Source organism: Pedococcus sp. P2_D9, from assembly GCF_056404275.1.
Genome location: NZ_JBFUEI010000003.1, coordinates 50,271 through 66,564, shown reverse-complemented (window position 1 = coordinate 66,564; position 16,294 = coordinate 50,271). Strand labels below are relative to the sequence as shown.

Genomic DNA, 16,294 nt, shown 5'->3' with positions numbered 1-16,294 from the left:
GGTCACCCTTCTCCGGCGCCTGCCGTGGCGCTCCAGGCTTCCAGCGTCGCCCGTGCCCCCAGCGTGTGCAACCGGTCCAGGGCGTGGAGGTATGCCGCGGCGAAGCGCTCGTCGTCGGCCAGGTCCCCGAACAGGTCGCGGTCGCGAAGGAAGGCGAGCGGGTCGTCCTGGCGCCTGGCCGCCGCGGCCATCACCCGGTCCTTGAGCCGGTCGACCACCTCGATGGGCTTGCCCCGCTCGTCCACGCCCTCGGCGTAGCGGGCCCACGAGGCCACCACCAGCGCGGACAGCTCGATCTCGCCGCCACTGCGCAGGTTGGCGTTGATCACGGGGACCAGCCACTTGGGGATGCGGTCGCTGGACTCGGCGCACAACCGGGCGAGGGTGTCGCGCACCTCGGGGTTCGCGAACCGTTCGACGAGCTGGTGGCGGTAGGCGTCGAGGTCGACGCCCGGCACCTCCGGCAGGGTCGGGGTCCCTTCGCGCTCCATGTAGGACAACAGGAACGACGCGAAGAGCGGGTCCTGGCAGACCTCGTGCGCGTACCGGTAGCCCGCCAGGAAGCCGAGGTAGCACAGCGCCTGGTGACTGGCGTTGAGCAGCCGGAGCTTCATCAGCTCGTAGGGCACCACGTCGTCGACCATCTGGACGCCGGCCCGCTCGAACGGCGGACGCCCCTGCCCGAAGCGGTCCTCCAGCACCCACTGGGTGAACGGCTCGCACACCACGGGCCAGCCGTCGGCGACGCCGAAGTCCTCGGCCAGCCGCTCGGTGTCGTGCGCGGTCGTCACCGGTGTGATCCGGTCGACCATGCAGTTGGGGAAGGCCACCTCGGCCTCCATCCAGTCCGCGAGCCCGGGATCCTTGAGCCGCGCGAAGGCGCAGATCATCCGCTTCGCGACGTCGCCGTTGTCCGGCAGGTTGTCGCAGCTCATCACGGTAAACGGCGCACGTCCCTCGGTGCGCCGACGGTCCAGCCCCGCCGTGACGAACCCGAAAACCGTTGCGGGAGAGCCGCCTCCGGCGAAGTCAGCCGCGAGGTCGGCCCGGATCGACGGGTCCGACGCGTCGAACTCACCGGTCGTCTGGTTGACGAGGTAGCCGCCCTCGGTGATGGTCAACGAGACGATCCGCGTCTGGTCGTCGGCGAGCCGGTCGACGACGGCCTTGGGATTGTCGGGCGCGAACATCACCTCGATCACCGAACCGATCACCCGCGGTTCGCGGTGGCCGTCAGGGTGCTTGACGACGAGCGTGTAGAGCCCGTCCTGGGCCCGCAGGGTGTCGATGATCCTGCGGTCGTGCGGCAGCGCCCCGACGCCGCACAGCCCCCACTCCAGGGCCAGGCCCTCGTTCATCAGGGCGTCGAGGTACATCGCCTCGTGCGCGCGGTGGAAGCCGCCCACGCCGAAGTGCACGATGCTCGCGGTGACCTTCGAGCGGTCGTATGCCGGCCGGCGCACCTCCTGGCCCAGCTCACCGAGGGTGTTCTGGGACAAGGCGATCGGGGAGGGGGTGGCCGGAGACGTCTCCGTCACTTCACCGCGCCCATCGACAGGCCCTGCACCAGCTTGTCCTGGGCCGCGAACCCGGCGGCGAGGACTGGCAGCGACACCACGAAGGACGCGGCGCACACCTTGGCGAGGAACAGTCCCTGACTGGTCACGAACCCAGTCAAGAACACAGGAGCAGTTCCCGCCACCGTGCTGGTCAGCACCCGGGCCAGGAGCAGCTCGTTCCAGCTGAAGATGAAGCAGATCAGCGCTGCCGAGGCGATGCCCGGCATCACGACGGGCGCGACGATGTCCCTGAGGGTCCTGGTCAGGCTCGCGCCGTCGACCGAGGCGGCCTCGAGCATCTCGACCGGCACCTCCGCCAGGAACGAGCGGAGCATCCAGACAGCGATCGGGAGGTTCATCGAGGTGTACAGCAGGATCAGCCACCAGATGTTGTCGAGCAGGCCGACCTTCTGCGCGAACAGGTAGAGCGGCAGGATGCCGGCCACGATCGGCAGCATCTTGGTCGAGAGGAAGAAGAACAGGACGTCTGTCCACTTCTTCACGGGCCGGATCGACAGGGCGTAGGCGGCGGGGAAGGCCAGCAGCAGGACGAGGATGGTCGACAGGACGCTGGCGGTCAGCGAGTTGAGCAGTGGCGGCCAGGGTCCGGCGTCGAAGAAGGACCGGTACCCGTCGAGCGAGAGGGGCGCGAAGAAGTCTGGCGGGTTCTTGGCCGCGTCGTTCTCGTTGTGCAGGGAGGTCAGGACCATCCACAGCACGGGGAGGGCGAAGAGGATGCCCACGATCCACGCAGCGGCGGAGAGGAGCACGCCGCTGCGTGGAGGCTTCGCGTGGTTGATCTCCTGCGTCGTGATGGTCATGAGTCCTCCCGGAACAAGCTGAACGCGGTCCGCAACGCTGCGGTCGCGATGATGATCGTGCCGATGACCACGACGACGCCGGCAGCCGACGCCCGGCCGTAGTCCTGCGCCGTGTAGAAGGTCTGGTAGATGAAGTACGGCAGGTTGGCCGTGCCGAGACCGCCGGACGTGATCGTGAAGACGTGGTCGAAGTTCTGCACGACGTAGATCGCTCCGAGCAGACCCGACAGCTCGATGTACTGGCGCAGGTGCGGGAGCGTCATGGTGGTGAAGATCTGCCAGCTGCTGGCCCCGTCGATCCGTGCGGCCTCGACGACGTCCAGGGGTCGGCTCTGCAGCCCTGCCAGCAGGATCAGCATCATGAACGGCGTCCACTGCCAGACCAGCGCGGCGATGATGGCGGCCAGTGGGTTGTTGGTGATCCAGTCGGGCTGCGGCGCGTTGTCGCCGAAGAGAGTCTTGAGCAGTCCGTTGAAGAGGCCGTACTCAGGGTTGTAGAGCGCGTGCTTCCACAGCAGGGCCGCAGCCACGGGAACGATGAGGAACGGCGTGATCATCATCGTGCGCACCACGCCCTGCCCGCGGAACTTGCGGTCGAGCAGCAGCGCGATGCCCAAGCCCAGCACCAGGCAGATCAGGACGACCGAGACGGTCAGCAGGATCGTGACCCAGACGGCCTTGCGGGTGTTGGTGTCGGTGAAGACCCGGGCGAAGTTGTCGACGCCGGCGAAGCCGCGCTCGTCCGGGTAGTAGGCGTTCCAGTTCATGAACGAGATGACGATCGTGGCGACGAACGGAAGCTGCGTCATCAGGATCGTGAAGATGAGCGCAGGCAGCAGCGGCGCCCGCCGTGCCCAGTCGCCGGAGCGCTGGAGTGCCTTGCTCGGAACCGATGGCTCGGCAGCCGTCGTGCTTCTGCTGGCGGTCGTGGACGACATCACTGCCCCCTTGCCTGGTAGCGCTCGGCGACGTCCTCGGCGAGCTGCTGGCCCCGCTTCAACGCGTCGTCGACCGACGTCTTGCCGGCGATCGCCGAGCTGACGTCCTGACTGACCTGGGTCCCGAGATCGGGGAACTCGGGAATGTCGACGAACTGGATCCCGATGGCGGGCCGGGGTTGCACGCCGGGGTTCACCGGATCGGCGGCCTCGATGGCCGCCCTGGTCGGGTCGGCGAAGGCCGAGGCGACCTTGAGGTACTCGGGGTTCTCGTAGGTCGAGGCACGCTTGCCCGCGGGGACGCTGGTCCAGCCGATCTTGCTGCCCACGAGGTTCTCGTACTTCTTCCCGCTGGCCCAGGAGATGAACTTCCAGGCGTTGTCCTTCTTGGTGCTGGCCTGCTGGATGGACCAGGACCAGGCGTAGAGCCACCCGGAGGAGTCGGTCTTCACCACGGGAGCCGGGGCGTAGCCGAACTTGCCCTTGGTGGGGGAGTCGTCCGCCTCGAGGGATCCAGCGGCAGACGTGGCGTCGTACCACATGGCCACGTTGCCCTGAACGAGGTTGTTGAGGCACTCGGTGAAGCCCGCTTGCGGTGCGCCCTTCTCACCGTGGGCCCGCACGAGGTCGACGTAGAAGCTGACTGCCTCCTTGAACTCGGGGGAGTCGACACCGGGGGTCCAGTCCTTGGTGAACCAAGCCCCCCCGAACGTGTTGACCACGGTGGTCAGGGGGGCGAAGAGCTGACCCCAGCCGGGCTGGCCGCGCAGGCAGATCCCCCGCATGCCCGGCTCCGCGCCGTCGACCTTGGCCGCGATGTCTGCGACCTCCTGCCACGTGGGTTTGGCCGGCATCGTGATGCCCTTCGCCGCGAGGACGTCCTTGCGGTACATGAGGAAGGAGGACTCGCCGTAGAACGGCTCGCCGTAGACCTTGCCCTCGCTCGACAGCGAGGTGGTCATCGACTTGAGGATGTCTGCCTGGTCGAACTCGGTGTCCGACGCGAGGTAGGAGTCGAGCGGCGCGATCCACTTCGCCTTGGCGTAGATCGGGATCTCGAAGTTGCTCAACGACGCCACGTCGTACTGGCCGGCCTGGCTGGAGAACTCCTGGCTGATCTTGTCCCTGACGTCGTTCTCGGGCAGCACGGTGAAGTTGACCCGGATGCCGGTCTCCTTGGTGAAGTTGTCGGCCGTGAGCTTCTGGAGGTCGACCATCTGGGGGTTGTTGACCATGAGGACGTTGATGCTGTTCGCGCCACCGCCTCCCACGCCGCCTCCGCCCCACCCGGCACAGGCCGACAGGCTGAGCGCCAGGCCGGTCGCCCCCGCGACCAGCGTGGCCCTGGAGTTTCGACTTCGCACGCGTCCTCCTCCGTCGCCATTGACGGCGTCAGTTTGACTACTGCTCATATGAGCGCCATGATGCCCAAACGAGTAAGACGAGTAAATCCTCGCGACGCCAACCTGTCAACGGCAAGGATGTGCACGTGATCGACGACGGCCCCGCCGAGCTGGTGATGCTCGCTGCCGTCGCCCGCCGCCACTACCTGCAGAACCAGTCGAAGGTCGAGATCGCCGACGAGCTCGGCATCAGCCGGTTCAAGGTCGCCCGCATGCTGGAGGCGGCACGGGAGAGGGGGCTCGTCCGCATCGAGATCGTCCGGCAGGGGTCCCTCGACGTCGACGCCTCGGCGCGGCTCCAGGAGCGCTTCGGCCTGGCTCACGCCGTCGTGGTGGACACGGCCGACGCCGACACCGGCGCGGTCCGACACCTGCTGGGCCGCGCCGCCGCAGACCTGCTCTCGGAGGTCCTGGTGGACGGCGACGTCCTCGGGCTGCCGTGGTCGCGCAACGTGCATGCCGTGGTCGCCGCGCTGACGAGCCTCCCGCGGGTGGAGGTGGTCCAGCTGACCGGGGCGATCGCCCTGCCCGACTTCGACAGCAGTGCCGTGGACATCGTCCGGCGGGCCGCGCGGTTGTCCGGTGGCAAGGCACATGTCTTCTATGCCCCGTTTGTTCTCGACACCAAATCCAGCGCCGATGCGCTGCGTCGCCAACCCGCGGTGCTGGACGGCCTGGCGAGGGCGTCGCTCGTGACCAAGGCAGTCGTCGGCATCGGAGCCTGGGAGCGCGGACAGTCGACCATCCACGACCTCCTCGACGAGGCGGAGCAGCGGGACCTCGCCAGCCGGGGAGTCATCGGCGAGCTGGCCGGGATCTTCTTCGACAAGAACGGAAAAGCATTGCGGCCCAAGGTCGCTGCGCGTTTGATCACCGTGGATCCCGACGACCTCGCCGGGGTGCCCGAGGTGATCGCCGTGGTCGCCGGCGCCTCCAAGGCGAAGGCGGTCAGAGCCGCTCTCGACGGCGGTCTGGTCCAGGGCCTGGTCGTCGACGCCACCCTCGCGGACGTGCTGCTCGCGAGCTGAGCGTGAACCCGTCTGCGAGGGCTGGATCCGGTCAATTCGGGCCTGTGAGGACAAGCCTCGCGAGCCTCTCCTCTTGCGCTAATCGCCACGTGCTGGCATGGTCGAGAACAGATGTAAGCGCTTTCAACGATGAGAGGCAGACCTGTGGCGACCGGTTCGACACCGACCAGCGGGACGACGATCTACTCCGTCGCCGAGCGTGCCGGTGTCTCCATCGCCTCGGTCTCCCGGGTCCTCCAGGGGTCCACCGCCGTGTCCGAGAAGACCCGTCAGCGGGTCCTCGAGGCGGCCGACGAGCTCAAGTACGTGCCCCTCGCAGCCGCCCGCAGCCTCGCAGTGCGACACCACGAAGCCCACGGCCTGGTGCTCCCCGAACTCTCCGGCCCGTACTACTCCGAGCTCCTCATGGGCTTCGAGTCCCGCGCGGCCGAGCTCGGCCAGAGCGTCGTGCTCATGCTGGCCGAGGGCAAGGACGACCTCGTCCGCGCTGTCCGCAGGCTGGCAACCCGCGTCGACGGCCTGGCCATGCTGGGCTCGGCGGCCATTCCCGAGGACACCGTGACCGCGCTGCACGGCTCCAAGCCCGTCGTCCTCATCGCCGGAGACGCCCGCCCGGACATCGACAGCGTCACCTCGGAGAACACCGGGAGCGCCGCCGAGATCACCAGCCACGTGCTGGCCCACGGTCGCACCAGGATCCGCTTCATCGGTGACCCCGCCTCAGGTCCGGACGTCCGGGACCGCTATGCCGGCTTCGTGGCCGCCCACGAGTCGGCTGGCCTCGTCGCGGCAGAGCCGGTGCGCATCGCGCTGCGCGAGGTCGACGGCACCGCCCTCGCCGATCGGCTCCTGTCAGGAGACCTCTCGGCTGACGCGCTCGTCTGCGCGAACGACGAGCTCGCCCTGGCCGTGATGAAGCGACTGCGCGAAGGCGGCAAGGTCGTCCCTGACGACTTCGCGATCGTCGGCTGGGACGACGTCATGACGGCTCGCTACGTCCAGCCCGGCCTGACCACCGTGCGCCAGCCCGTCCGTGAGCTCGGCGCCCTGGCCGCCGACCGGCTCCACCAGCGCATCACCGGTGCGCCCGTCGGGGACGCCCCTCGGGTCATCCCGACCAGCGTGGTCATCCGATCCTCCTGCGGCTGCAAGCCCCGAGCCGCTCCCGGCTGACCCAGCCGGCTGGGCATACCCCATGCCTCCAGAAGCACAACTGCCGTTAGTCCTTTCCCCCGATGAAAGAGAGAAAACCGATGAGACGCACCTCCGCCATGGCGGTCGCGACGATTGCCGCCGCAGCGCTCACCCTGACGGCCTGCGGCCGTGGTGACGCAGGCTCGACCGCAAAAGAGACAGGCAAGGACGTCAGCTCAGGCAAGGCCACCGGCACCATCACCGTCTGGGCGATGGGTGCAGAGGGTGAGAAGCTCCCCGCCCTCGCCAAGGAGTTCGAAACCGCCAACCCCGGCGCCAAGGTGAACGTCACCGCGATCCCGTGGGACGCGGCGTACCAGAAGTTCACGACCGCGATCACGGCCGGCACCACCCCGGACGCGGCGATGGTCGGCACCACCTGGATGGGTGAGTTCGCCGGCAACGACGCGCTCGACCCCACTCCTCCGTCGATCGACAAGTCCGTGTTCTTCGACGGCGCCCAGAAGACGACCGAGGTCGGAGGCACGTCCTTCGGCGTCCCGTGGTACGTCGAGACCCGTCTCGTCTACTACCGCAAGGACCTCGCCAAGAAGGCCGGCTTCGACACCGCCCCCACGGACTGGGAGGGCCTGAAGTCGATGGCCAAGGCGATGCAGACCAAGGCCGGTGCAAAGTACGGCATGGGCTTCCAGGCCGGCGGTGTCGGCTCCTGGCAGTCGATCATGCCGTTCGGCTGGTCCAACGACGCCGACCTCACCAAGGACGGCGGCAAGGCCTACAACTTCGACAGCCCCGAGGTGCTCGAGGCCGTGAAGTACTACCAGAGCTACTTCACCGACGGGATCTCGGACAAGGCTGCTCCGGCCACCCCGACGACCGAGCCCGACTTCGCCAGCGGCAAGGTGCCGATGTTCATCTCGGGTCCGTGGATGATGTCCGCGGTCGAGAAGGTCGGCGGCGCCGGCTTCAAGGACAAGTACGACGTCATGCCGATCCCGGCCAAGACCAAGTCGTCGTCCTTCGTCGGTGGCTCGGACCTCGTGGTCTTCAAGAAGTCCAAGCAGCGCGACACTGCCTGGAAGTTCATCCAGTGGCTGAGCGACCCCAAGACCCAGGTCAAGTGGTACCAGTCCTCGACCGACCTCCCCGCGGTCAAGTCCGCTTGGCAGGACCCGGCCCTCACCGCTGACTCCAAGCTCGCCGTGTTCGGCAAGCAGCTCGAGACGGCCCAGGCTCCGCCGAGCTTCCCCACGTGGGAGCAGGTCGTCGCCAGCTTCGACACCGAGATGGAGAAGGTCACCAAGAAGGGCGCCGACCCCGCTGCAGCCCTCAAGACCGTGCAGCAGCAGGCTGACTCGATCGGCACCGGCCAGTAGTCATGGCCACCACCACCGAGGTGACCCCTCGCGGGGAGACGGGCGCGAGTCGCCCGTCCCCCCGCGGGGGTGGCGCCGCGAGGCGAGCTCTGCGTGAGGGGCCGGCAGCGTGGATACTGGCACTGCCGTTCTGCCTGCTCTTCCTCGTCTTCACCGCGTGGCCTGTCATCCAGTCGCTCTTCATGAGCTTCACCGACACCAAGTCACGCGACCTGCGCAGCCCGTTCTCGGTCAACGTCGTGGGCTTCGACAACTTCGCGAAGGCGTTCTCCGACCCCGTCTTCCGCAAGTCGGTCCTCAACACGGCCTACTTCGTCGTCATCGGGATGCCTCTGACCCTGGGCATCGCGCTCGCGGCGGCAGTCGCGCTCGACCGAGGGATCACCCGGTTCCGGTCGGCGTTCCGCCTGGGCTTCTACCTGCCGGTGATCACCTCGATCGTCGCTGTGGCCGTGGTCTGGCGGTTCCTCCTGCAGGAGGACTTCGGGCTCATCAACACCGCGCTGGGCTGGGTCGGCATCACCGGCCCGAACTGGCTCGGCGACCCGCACTGGTCGATGCCCGGCCTGATCCTGATGGCGGCGTGGCGCAACTTCGGCACCGCGATGATCATCTTCCTGGCCGGTCTGCAGGGCGTGCCGTGGGTGCTCCACGAGGCAGCCTCGATCGACGGAGCTAGTGCGTGGCAGCGGTTCCGCCACATCACCCTCCCGATGCTGCGGCCCACCCTGCTCTTCGTGTCCGTGGCCACCTCGATCGGCTACCTCCAGTTCTTCGAGGAGCCGTTCGTCATGACCAACGGTGGCCCGCTCAACAGCACCATCTCGATGTCCATGTACACCTACAAGCAGTTCGGCTTCGGCAACTACGGCTATGCCGCCGCGATGAGCTACATCATCTTCGTCGTCATCGCGATCGTGGCTGCCGTCCAGTTCCGCCTGCTGCGTGACAACACGTGAGGTCGTCATGACTGGAATGAGCTCGCGCGGCCGGTACGCGCTCTACGCACTCCTGTCCGTGCTCATGGTGATGGTCATCGCACCCTTCGTGTGGATGATCCTGGGCAGCTTCAAGACCCAGGGTGAGCTGCTCCAGAGCCCGCCGACCTGGTGGCCGCAGACGGCCACCCTGGACAACTACACGCAGCTCTTCTCCCGGCTGAACTTCAAGCAGTACTTCTTCAACTCCACGGTCGTGGCGGCCTGCGTCACGGCGGGCAACCTGCTGTTCTGCTCGATGCTCGGCTACGCCTTGGCGATGCTCGACTTCAAGGGCAAGAAGATCCTGTTCATGGTGGTGATGGGCACCCTGATGATCCCGGGCGTGGCGATGTTCGTCCCGCTGTTCGTCCTCGTGGCCAACCTCGGGCTCATCGACACCCTGCCCGGCCTGATCCTGCCGTTCCTGGCGACGCCGTTCGGTGTCTTCCTCATGCGGCAGTTCTTCCTCGGCCTCCCCCGCGACCTGCTCGACGCAGGCCGGGTGGACGGCGCGGGCGAGCTGCGGATCTTCCGGCAGATCTTCCTCCCGCTGGCCGGACCGGCCTTGGCAACCCTGGGCATCCTGACCTTCCTCGGCAGCTGGAACAACTTCCTCTGGCCGCTGGTCGTCGCCCAGCAGGAGAAGACCTACACGCTGCCGGTGGCGCTCGCGCTCTACTCCACCGGTCAGAACTCCACGCAGTACGGCCTGCTCCTGGCCGGAGCCACCGTCGTCGTCGTCCCGGTGCTGGCAGTCTTCCTGGTCTTCCAGCGACGCGTGATCGAAGGAATCGCCACCACCGGAATCAAGTAACCGCCGTCACCGGTGGGCCGCCCACCTGCACCAGCAGCACTCGACGGCACCTGGCAACACTAGGAACCAACCACTGATTGGAGCCTCACCCATGGCCAGCACCTCCTCCCTCATCCTGCCCAGGCCCTCACGGCGACAGCTGCTCGTCGGAGCCACCGCCGTCGCAGCCGCAGGTCTCACGGCCACGCGCGCCTCCGCGAGCGCCGCGGCGGCACCCGCGGCGCCGGCATACATCCCGTCCCGCACCTCGCTTGCCGCGGACCCCGTTCGCGTCCGGACGTGGGCGGCCGACACGTGGCACAGCCTCGTGGCGATGACCGACGAGAAGACCGGACTGCCAGCGGACAACATCCCGGAGTCGCTCGGTGCGAAGGACCGCTCGGGTTACACGTCGCCGACCAACATCGGTGGCTACCTCTGGTCCGCCGTGGTCGCGCGCGAGCTCGGCATCATCTCCAAGGCCGAGTGCACCAAGCGCCTCATCCAGACCCTGACCACGGTGCTGCGCCTGAAGCACCACACCCCGAGCGGCCAGTTCTACAACTGGTACGACGAGGCATCAGGCGACGTCATCACCACGTGGCCGACCAACGGGAACACTGTCTACCCGTTCTGCTCCTCGGTCGACAACGGCTGGCTGGGTGCCGCCCTCAAGGTCGTCATGTCAGCCGACAAGGGCGCCGCACCGCTGGCCCGACGCATCTTCGGGCGGATGCGCTGGGACATGTACTACGACACCAACGCCGCACGGAAGCCCGGGCTCATCTACGGCGGCTTCTACCCCGGCACGCCGCCCGACACCGACAACTTCGCCCTCGGCAACACCATCGGCGTCGGCCCGGACGTCTGGTACACGAAGAACCACCACTACGACACCACGGTGTCCGAGACGCGCATCACGAGCTACCTCGGCATCATGACCGGGCAGATCCCCCCATCGCAGTACTTCGCGATGTGGCGCACCTTCCCCGGTGACTGCGGCTGGAACTGGCAGGAGATGCAGCCTGTCGGGCAGACCCGCACCTACCTGGGTGTCGAGGTCTTCGAGGGCGCCTACACCTACCGTGGCATGCACGTCGTGCCCGGCTGGGGCGGCAGCATGTTCGAGGAGCTCATGCCGGACATGTTCGTGCCCGAGTCGAGCTGGGCGCCGCGGTCCTGGGGTCTCAACCACCCGCTCCACGTGCGGTCCCAGCGGGAGCACGGGCTCATCGAGGCGGACTACGGCTACTGGGGCTTCTCCCCGTCGAGCAACCCCGTCGGCGGCTACCGCGAGTACGGCGTGGACGTGCTCGGCCTCAAGCCCGACGGCTACTTCTCCGACCAGGAGAACACCGACGTCAAGCTCGCCTACGACGGCTGTCGCGACGCGCAGAACCCCAACCCGACGTTCGGTGACGGCGTCGTGACCCCCCACGCGTCGTTCCTCGCGATGATGCACGAGCCCGCCCAGGCCTACACGAACCTCGCGAAGATCCAGGACGAGCTCAAGGCCTACGGCGAGGGCGGCTTCTTCGACGCCGTCGCCGTGCGGTCGGGCACGATCGCTCGCCGCTACCTCGCCCTCGACCAGGCCATGGTCTTGGGTGCGATCGGAAATGTCTTGGCCGACAACGTGATTCGTCGGGCCTTCAGCACGGCCGACGTCGAGCGGGCAATCCGTCCGGTCATCGGCATGGAAGAGTTCGGCGCAGGCATCGTCTAGCCTCCCCGGTCCCGTCGTGTGCCCCTGGCATCCCCTGATAGGCCGGGGGCACACGGCGCCGGAGACGACCCCCACAGGCACGACAAACACGACTGAGAGGTCACCATGCACCCGGTCAGGAAGACCAGCCCCGAGGGCGTCGAGTACCGCGACCTCAACGGGAACGACCGCATGGATCCGTTCGAGGACCCACGTCTGACCGTGGAGGAGCGGGTCGAGGACCTGCTGCCCCGGCTCTCCCTCGAGGAGAAGGTCGGCCTGATGTTCCAGACCGTCATCGAGGCGGGCGCGGACGGCACGGTCAAGGAGGCGGCGGGTGCCATCAGCAAGTCGGGCACCTCGGACGTGGTGCTGCGCAAGCACCTCACCCACTTCAACGTGCACGCCCTCGACGACGCCCGCATGGCCGCCCGCTGGCACAACGCGCTCCAGGCCATCGCCGAGAAGGCGCCGCACGGCATACCTGTCACGATCTCCACGGATCCTCGGCACGCGTTCATCGAAAACGCCGGTGCCTCCTTCGCCGCCAAGGCGTTCTCGCAGTGGCCCGAGTCGCTCGGACTCGCGGCCCTGCGCGACGCGGCGCTGGTGCGCGAGTTCGGTGACATCGCGCGCCAGGAGTACTGCGCCGTCGGCATCCGCGCCGCACTGCACCCCACCCTCGACCTCGCCACCGAGCCGCGGTGGGCTCGCCAGTCGGGCACCTTCGGCCAGGACCCTGACCTGGTGACCGAGTTGGCCGTGGCCTATCTCCAGGGCTTCCAACAGGATTCGCTCGGACCTGGCAGCGTCGCGTGCACGAGCAAGCACTTCCCGGGCGGCGGTCCGCAGAAGGACGGCGAGGACGCGCACTTCCCCTACGGACGCGAGCAGGTCTACCCCGGCGACCGGTTCGCCGACCACCTCAAGCCGTTCCCGCCGATCATCGCGGCCGGGACCGCGGCGATCATGCCCTACTACGGGATGCCCATCGCGCTCGAGGTCCACGGCGAGAAGATCGAGGAGGTCGGCTTCGGCTTCAACAAGCAGATCGTCACCGGCCTCCTGCGCGGCACGCTCGGCTATGACGGAGTCGTCGTCACCGACTGGGAGCTCGTCAACGACAACCACGTCGGTGACCAGGTGCTGCCCGCGCGTGCCTGGGGGGTCGAGCACCTCGACCCGGCGGCCCGGATGGAGCTGATCATCGAGGCCGGGTCGGACCAGTTCGGCGGCGAGGAGTGCGTCGAGCTCCTGCTCGACCTGGTCGCCGAGGGTCGGGTGGCCGAGTCACGCATCGACGAGTCGGTGCGCCGGCTGCTGGCCGTGAAGTTCCGGCTCGGACTGTTCGACGACCCGTTCGTCGATGAGGACGCCGCGGCAGAAACGGTGGGGCGCAAGGACTTCCGCGATGCTGGGTATGCCGCGCAGGCACGGTCGGTGACCATCCTCCAGAACGGTACGGACCGGCATGCCCCTGTGCTGCCGCTGTCCCGGGGCCAGCGCGTCTATGCCGAGAACGTGTCGCCGGAGGCCGTCGCCGTGCTCGGCGAGCAGGTCGACCGGCCCGACGATGCCGACATCGCGCTGGTGCGGCTGATGGCGCCGTTCGACCCGAGGTCCGACCTCTTCCTGGAGTCGTGGTTCCACCAGGGCTCGCTCGACTTCCCGCCGGGGCTGGTCTCGCGCCTGGCCCGGATCGCAGCCCACTGCCCGTTGGTCGTCGACGTGGTGCTGGACCGACCCGCCGTCCTCACCCCGCTGCTGCCCCTGACCAGCGCACTCGTGGGCAGCTACGGCACGAGCGACGAGGCCCTGGTCGATGCGCTGACCGGCACGGTCGCGCCGGTGGGCCGCCTGCCCTTCGACCTGCCGCGCTCCATGGAGCAGGTCCGCCGGCACGGCGAGGACGTCCCCGGGTACGACGACCCGTTGTTCGCCTTCGGGCACGGTCTGGCGGTCATCCCTACCGTTTGACCGTCCCACCCTTTATGTTTAGGCCGTGAATCCATCCCAGGCGGCTCCCGGCTCGCAGGCGTCCCTGCGTGAAGCCAACCGGCTGCGTGTCCTCGAGGCGCTGCGGGACCAGGGCGCCATGACACAGGTGGAGATTGCCGGGTTCACCGGGCTCAGCCCGGCGACGGTCTCCAACATGGTCAAGGAGCTGGACACCTCCGGCGCGGTCGAGCTCGAGCCGAGCATCAGGAACGGCCGGCGGGCAGTCCTGGTGTCGCTGGCGACCGGCAGCGTACTCATCGCCGGCATCGCCTTCGGCGACCGCGACGTGCGGGTCGCGCTCGGCACCGGGCCGCGGAACATCATCGGGCGACAGCGGATGCCGCTACCCGCCGACCACGCAGCCGACGAGGGGATGGACCGGGCATCGCGCCTGCTGCTCGACCTGGTCGAGAAGGCCGGCAAGACGATGGCGGACGTCCGCGCGGTCGGTGTGGGCATCCCGGCACCCGTCGACTCCGTCTCTGGTCAGGTGGGGAGCGAGAGCATCCTGCCCGGCTGGCGCGGTGTGGCCGTCGCATCCGAGATGCAGGGGCGGATCCAGGCCCCCGTGACGGTTGACAACACGTCGAACCTGGCGGCGCTGGGGGAACTCAGATGCGGTGTGCTGCAAGGGGTTCAGCACGGTGTCTACATCAAGCTCTCGTACGGTGTCGGAGCCGGCCTGATCCTCGACGGTGACCTCTTCCGGGGCGCCGCCGGGACGGCCGGGGAGATTGGGCACCTCACGATCGACGAGAACGGCCCCGTCTGCCGCTGTGGCAACCGGGGATGCCTGGAGACCTACATCGGGGCGCGCGGGCTGCTCGACGCGTTGGCCTCCTCGCACGGTCCGTTGAGCCTGCGTGACGTGATCACGCGCGCGCTGGACGGAGACCCGGGCTGCAAGCGTGTGCTCGAGGATGCCGGTCGGCACCTCGGGGTCGCCGTCGCGGGCCTGGTCAACCTGCTCAACCCTGAGGTCATCGTGCTCGGGGGGCAGCTGTCCAGGGTCGGCTCGATCATCATCAGCCCGATGCGTGCGTCGCTCGAGCGCTGCGCCATCCCGAGTGCTGCCGCCTCGGTCGTGGTGCGCGAGAGCGAGCTCGACACGGATGCCGACGTGGTCGGCGCCCTGGTGTGCGCAGCGGCTCTGCTGCCGGCCAACGCAGGGGTCTTGGCGACCGCCGTACCCATTTCTTGAATTCAACCCTTGACCCCATTTCTTGAATTCAACTCTTGACGTCAACGGTCAGACAGCGCTTAACTCAGTGCACGCCCGCACCAACGTGGTTGTCGGCGCCTGACCAAGGGAGTTCAGCTATGCCCACCCGTTCCATTCGTCTCGCCGGGGCCGCGCTAGTGGCTGGCCTCGGCCTCGCGTCGCTCGCCGCGTGTGGCGGCAGCGGTGACTCCGGCTCCGGCACCAGCTCATCATCGTCCGGTGGCGGTGCAAAGAAGACCATCGCCCTCCTCCTGCCCGAGTCCAAGACCACGCGCTACGAGACCTTCGACCGCCCGCTGTTCGAGGCTGCCGTCAAGAAGGGCTGCGCAGACTGCAAGATCATCTACAGCAACGCCGACCAGGACCCGGCCAAGCAGCAGCAGCAGGCCGAGGCCGCGCTGACCCAGGGCGCCAACGTCCTCGTCCTCGACCCGGTCGACGGCAAGGCTGCTGCCGCGGTGGTCGCCAGTGCCAAGGGCCAGGGCGTTCCCGTCGTCGCCTACGACCGGTTCATCGCCGGCGCGGACTACTACGTCTCCTTCGACAACGAGACCGTCGGCAAGATCCAGGCCCAGACCCTGGTCGACACGATCAAGGCCGGGGGCAAGACCTCGGGTGACATCGTGATGATCAACGGCGCGCCGACCGACCCCAACGCCGCCAGCTTCAAGAAGGGCGCCCACAGCGTCCTCGACGGCAGCGGCTTCAAGATCGCGGCCGAGTACGACACCCCGGACTGGAGCCCCGACAAGGCACAGGCCTGGATGGAGGGCCAGATCTCGGCCGTCAAGGGCAACCTCGTCGGCGTGTATGCCGCGAACGACGGCACCGGCGGTGGCGCGATCGCAGCGCTCAAGGCCGGTGGCGTGAACCCGCTCCCGCCCGTCACGGGTCAGGACTCCGAGCTCGCCGCGATCCAGCGGATCCTCGCCGGTGACCAGGCCATGACCATCTACAAGCCGGTCCCGCCGGAGGCCGAGGCCGCCGCCAAGGCTGCCATCGCGCTGGCGAACAAGCAGAAGCCCGAATCGACCGGCGACACCGACGGTGTCCCCTCGACCATCCTCGACCCGATCGCGGTCACCAAGGACAAGGTCAAGGACACCATCATCAAGGACAACGTCTACAAGATCGCGGACCTCTGCTCCGGTGCTTTCGCGGCGGTCTGCGCCAAGGCAGGCTTGAGCTGACGCACCCGCACCAGCGGGTGGGGGCAGCGCCTCGGCGCCGTTCCCACCCGCCGGTGCACGCGGCATACCGACACGACGGACCCGTTCCGACGCAACGGCATTCGCACTCGCTCCGGCTCCACCGAA

General features: G+C 68.0%; 13 protein-coding genes. 9 read left to right on the top strand and 4 right to left on the bottom strand.

Going from position 1 to position 16,294, the window contains the following annotated elements:
* Positions 1-2: 2 nt before the first annotated feature.
* Genes AC1DXJ_RS05285 through AC1DXJ_RS05270 form a run of 4 tightly spaced genes read right to left on the bottom strand, consistent with a single transcriptional unit; the run spans position 3 to position 4,682 of the window.
* Positions 3-1,538, bottom strand: a complete 1,536-nt coding sequence (locus AC1DXJ_RS05285) for a mannitol dehydrogenase family protein (RefSeq protein ID WP_477624539.1) — start codon at positions 1,536-1,538, stop codon at positions 3-5.
* Entirely contained in the window at positions 1,535-2,380 is an 846-nt protein-coding gene (locus AC1DXJ_RS05280) for a carbohydrate ABC transporter permease (protein WP_477614158.1), read from the bottom strand. Before AC1DXJ_RS05280 ends, AC1DXJ_RS05285 begins: the two co-directional genes overlap by 4 nt.
* A complete protein-coding gene (locus AC1DXJ_RS05275) occupies positions 2,377-3,318 on the bottom strand; it encodes a carbohydrate ABC transporter permease (RefSeq protein ID WP_477624538.1) in 942 nt (313 codons plus the stop codon). The genes AC1DXJ_RS05280 and AC1DXJ_RS05275 overlap by 4 nt, the downstream gene beginning before the upstream one ends.
* Positions 3,318-4,682, bottom strand: coding sequence for an ABC transporter substrate-binding protein (locus tag AC1DXJ_RS05270; RefSeq protein WP_477614156.1), 1,365 nt, complete (start codon positions 4,680-4,682; stop codon positions 3,318-3,320). The genes AC1DXJ_RS05275 and AC1DXJ_RS05270 overlap by 1 nt, the downstream gene beginning before the upstream one ends.
* Positions 4,683-4,807: 125 nt before the next feature.
* On the opposite strand from AC1DXJ_RS05270, the gene AC1DXJ_RS05265 reads away from it, so the two are divergent.
* The 9 genes from AC1DXJ_RS05265 to AC1DXJ_RS05225 all read left to right on the top strand — a co-directional run bounded on the left by AC1DXJ_RS05265 (position 4,808) and on the right by AC1DXJ_RS05225 (position 16,168).
* Positions 4,808-5,749 (top strand): sugar-binding transcriptional regulator, encoded by a 942-nt coding sequence (locus tag AC1DXJ_RS05265; protein WP_477614155.1) that lies wholly within the window; start codon positions 4,808-4,810, stop codon positions 5,747-5,749.
* A gap of 144 nt (positions 5,750-5,893) precedes the next feature.
* The gene (locus AC1DXJ_RS05260; protein ID WP_477614154.1) at positions 5,894-6,922 is read left to right on the top strand and encodes a LacI family DNA-binding transcriptional regulator; all 1,029 of its coding nucleotides are present in this window, start codon (positions 5,894-5,896) and stop codon (positions 6,920-6,922) included.
* 80 nt (positions 6,923-7,002) lie between these two features.
* Complete coding sequence (locus tag AC1DXJ_RS05255) at positions 7,003-8,280, top strand: sugar ABC transporter substrate-binding protein (protein ID WP_477614153.1); 1,278 nt, start codon at positions 7,003-7,005, stop codon at positions 8,278-8,280.
* A 2-nt stretch (positions 8,281-8,282) separates the two neighbouring features.
* Positions 8,283-9,239 (top strand): carbohydrate ABC transporter permease, encoded by a 957-nt coding sequence (locus AC1DXJ_RS05250; RefSeq protein WP_477614152.1) that lies wholly within the window; start codon positions 8,283-8,285, stop codon positions 9,237-9,239.
* A 16-nt stretch (positions 9,240-9,255) separates the two neighbouring features.
* Entirely contained in the window at positions 9,256-10,074 is an 819-nt protein-coding gene (locus tag AC1DXJ_RS05245; RefSeq protein ID WP_477614609.1) for a carbohydrate ABC transporter permease, read from the top strand.
* A 91-nt stretch (positions 10,075-10,165) separates the two neighbouring features.
* Positions 10,166-11,779, top strand: a complete 1,614-nt coding sequence (locus AC1DXJ_RS05240; RefSeq protein WP_477624537.1) for a glucoamylase family protein — start codon at positions 10,166-10,168, stop codon at positions 11,777-11,779.
* Between the two features lie 105 nt (positions 11,780-11,884).
* Entirely contained in the window at positions 11,885-13,735 is a 1,851-nt protein-coding gene (locus AC1DXJ_RS05235) for a glycoside hydrolase family 3 protein (RefSeq protein ID WP_477624536.1), read from the top strand.
* 25 nt (positions 13,736-13,760) lie between these two features.
* The gene (locus tag AC1DXJ_RS05230; protein WP_477624535.1) at positions 13,761-14,957 is read left to right on the top strand and encodes an ROK family transcriptional regulator; all 1,197 of its coding nucleotides are present in this window, start codon (positions 13,761-13,763) and stop codon (positions 14,955-14,957) included.
* A 119-nt stretch (positions 14,958-15,076) separates the two neighbouring features.
* Complete coding sequence (locus AC1DXJ_RS05225) at positions 15,077-16,168, top strand: ABC transporter substrate-binding protein (protein ID WP_477624534.1); 1,092 nt, start codon at positions 15,077-15,079, stop codon at positions 16,166-16,168.
* Positions 16,169-16,294 lie beyond the last annotated feature (126 nt).

Excerpts from the sequence above, each read along its gene's own strand:
- AC1DXJ_RS05250 (WP_477614152.1), top strand. The coding sequence starts at position 8,283 with ATGGCCACCACCACCGAGGTGACCCCTCGCGGGGAGACGGGCGCGAGT.
- AC1DXJ_RS05235 (WP_477624536.1), top strand. The coding sequence starts at position 11,885 with ATGCACCCGGTCAGGAAGACCAGCCCCGAGGGCGTCGAGTACCGCGAC.
- AC1DXJ_RS05225 (WP_477624534.1), top strand. The coding sequence starts at position 15,077 with ATGCCCACCCGTTCCATTCGTCTCGCCGGGGCCGCGCTAGTGGCTGGC.
- AC1DXJ_RS05240 (WP_477624537.1), top strand. The coding sequence starts at position 10,166 with ATGGCCAGCACCTCCTCCCTCATCCTGCCCAGGCCCTCACGGCGACAG.
- AC1DXJ_RS05275 (WP_477624538.1), bottom strand. The coding sequence starts at position 3,318 with ATGTCGTCCACGACCGCCAGCAGAAGCACGACGGCTGCCGAGCCATCG.
- AC1DXJ_RS05255 (WP_477614153.1), top strand. The coding sequence starts at position 7,003 with ATGAGACGCACCTCCGCCATGGCGGTCGCGACGATTGCCGCCGCAGCG.
- AC1DXJ_RS05245 (WP_477614609.1), top strand. The coding sequence starts at position 9,256 with ATGAGCTCGCGCGGCCGGTACGCGCTCTACGCACTCCTGTCCGTGCTC.
- AC1DXJ_RS05280 (WP_477614158.1), bottom strand. The coding sequence starts at position 2,380 with ATGACCATCACGACGCAGGAGATCAACCACGCGAAGCCTCCACGCAGC.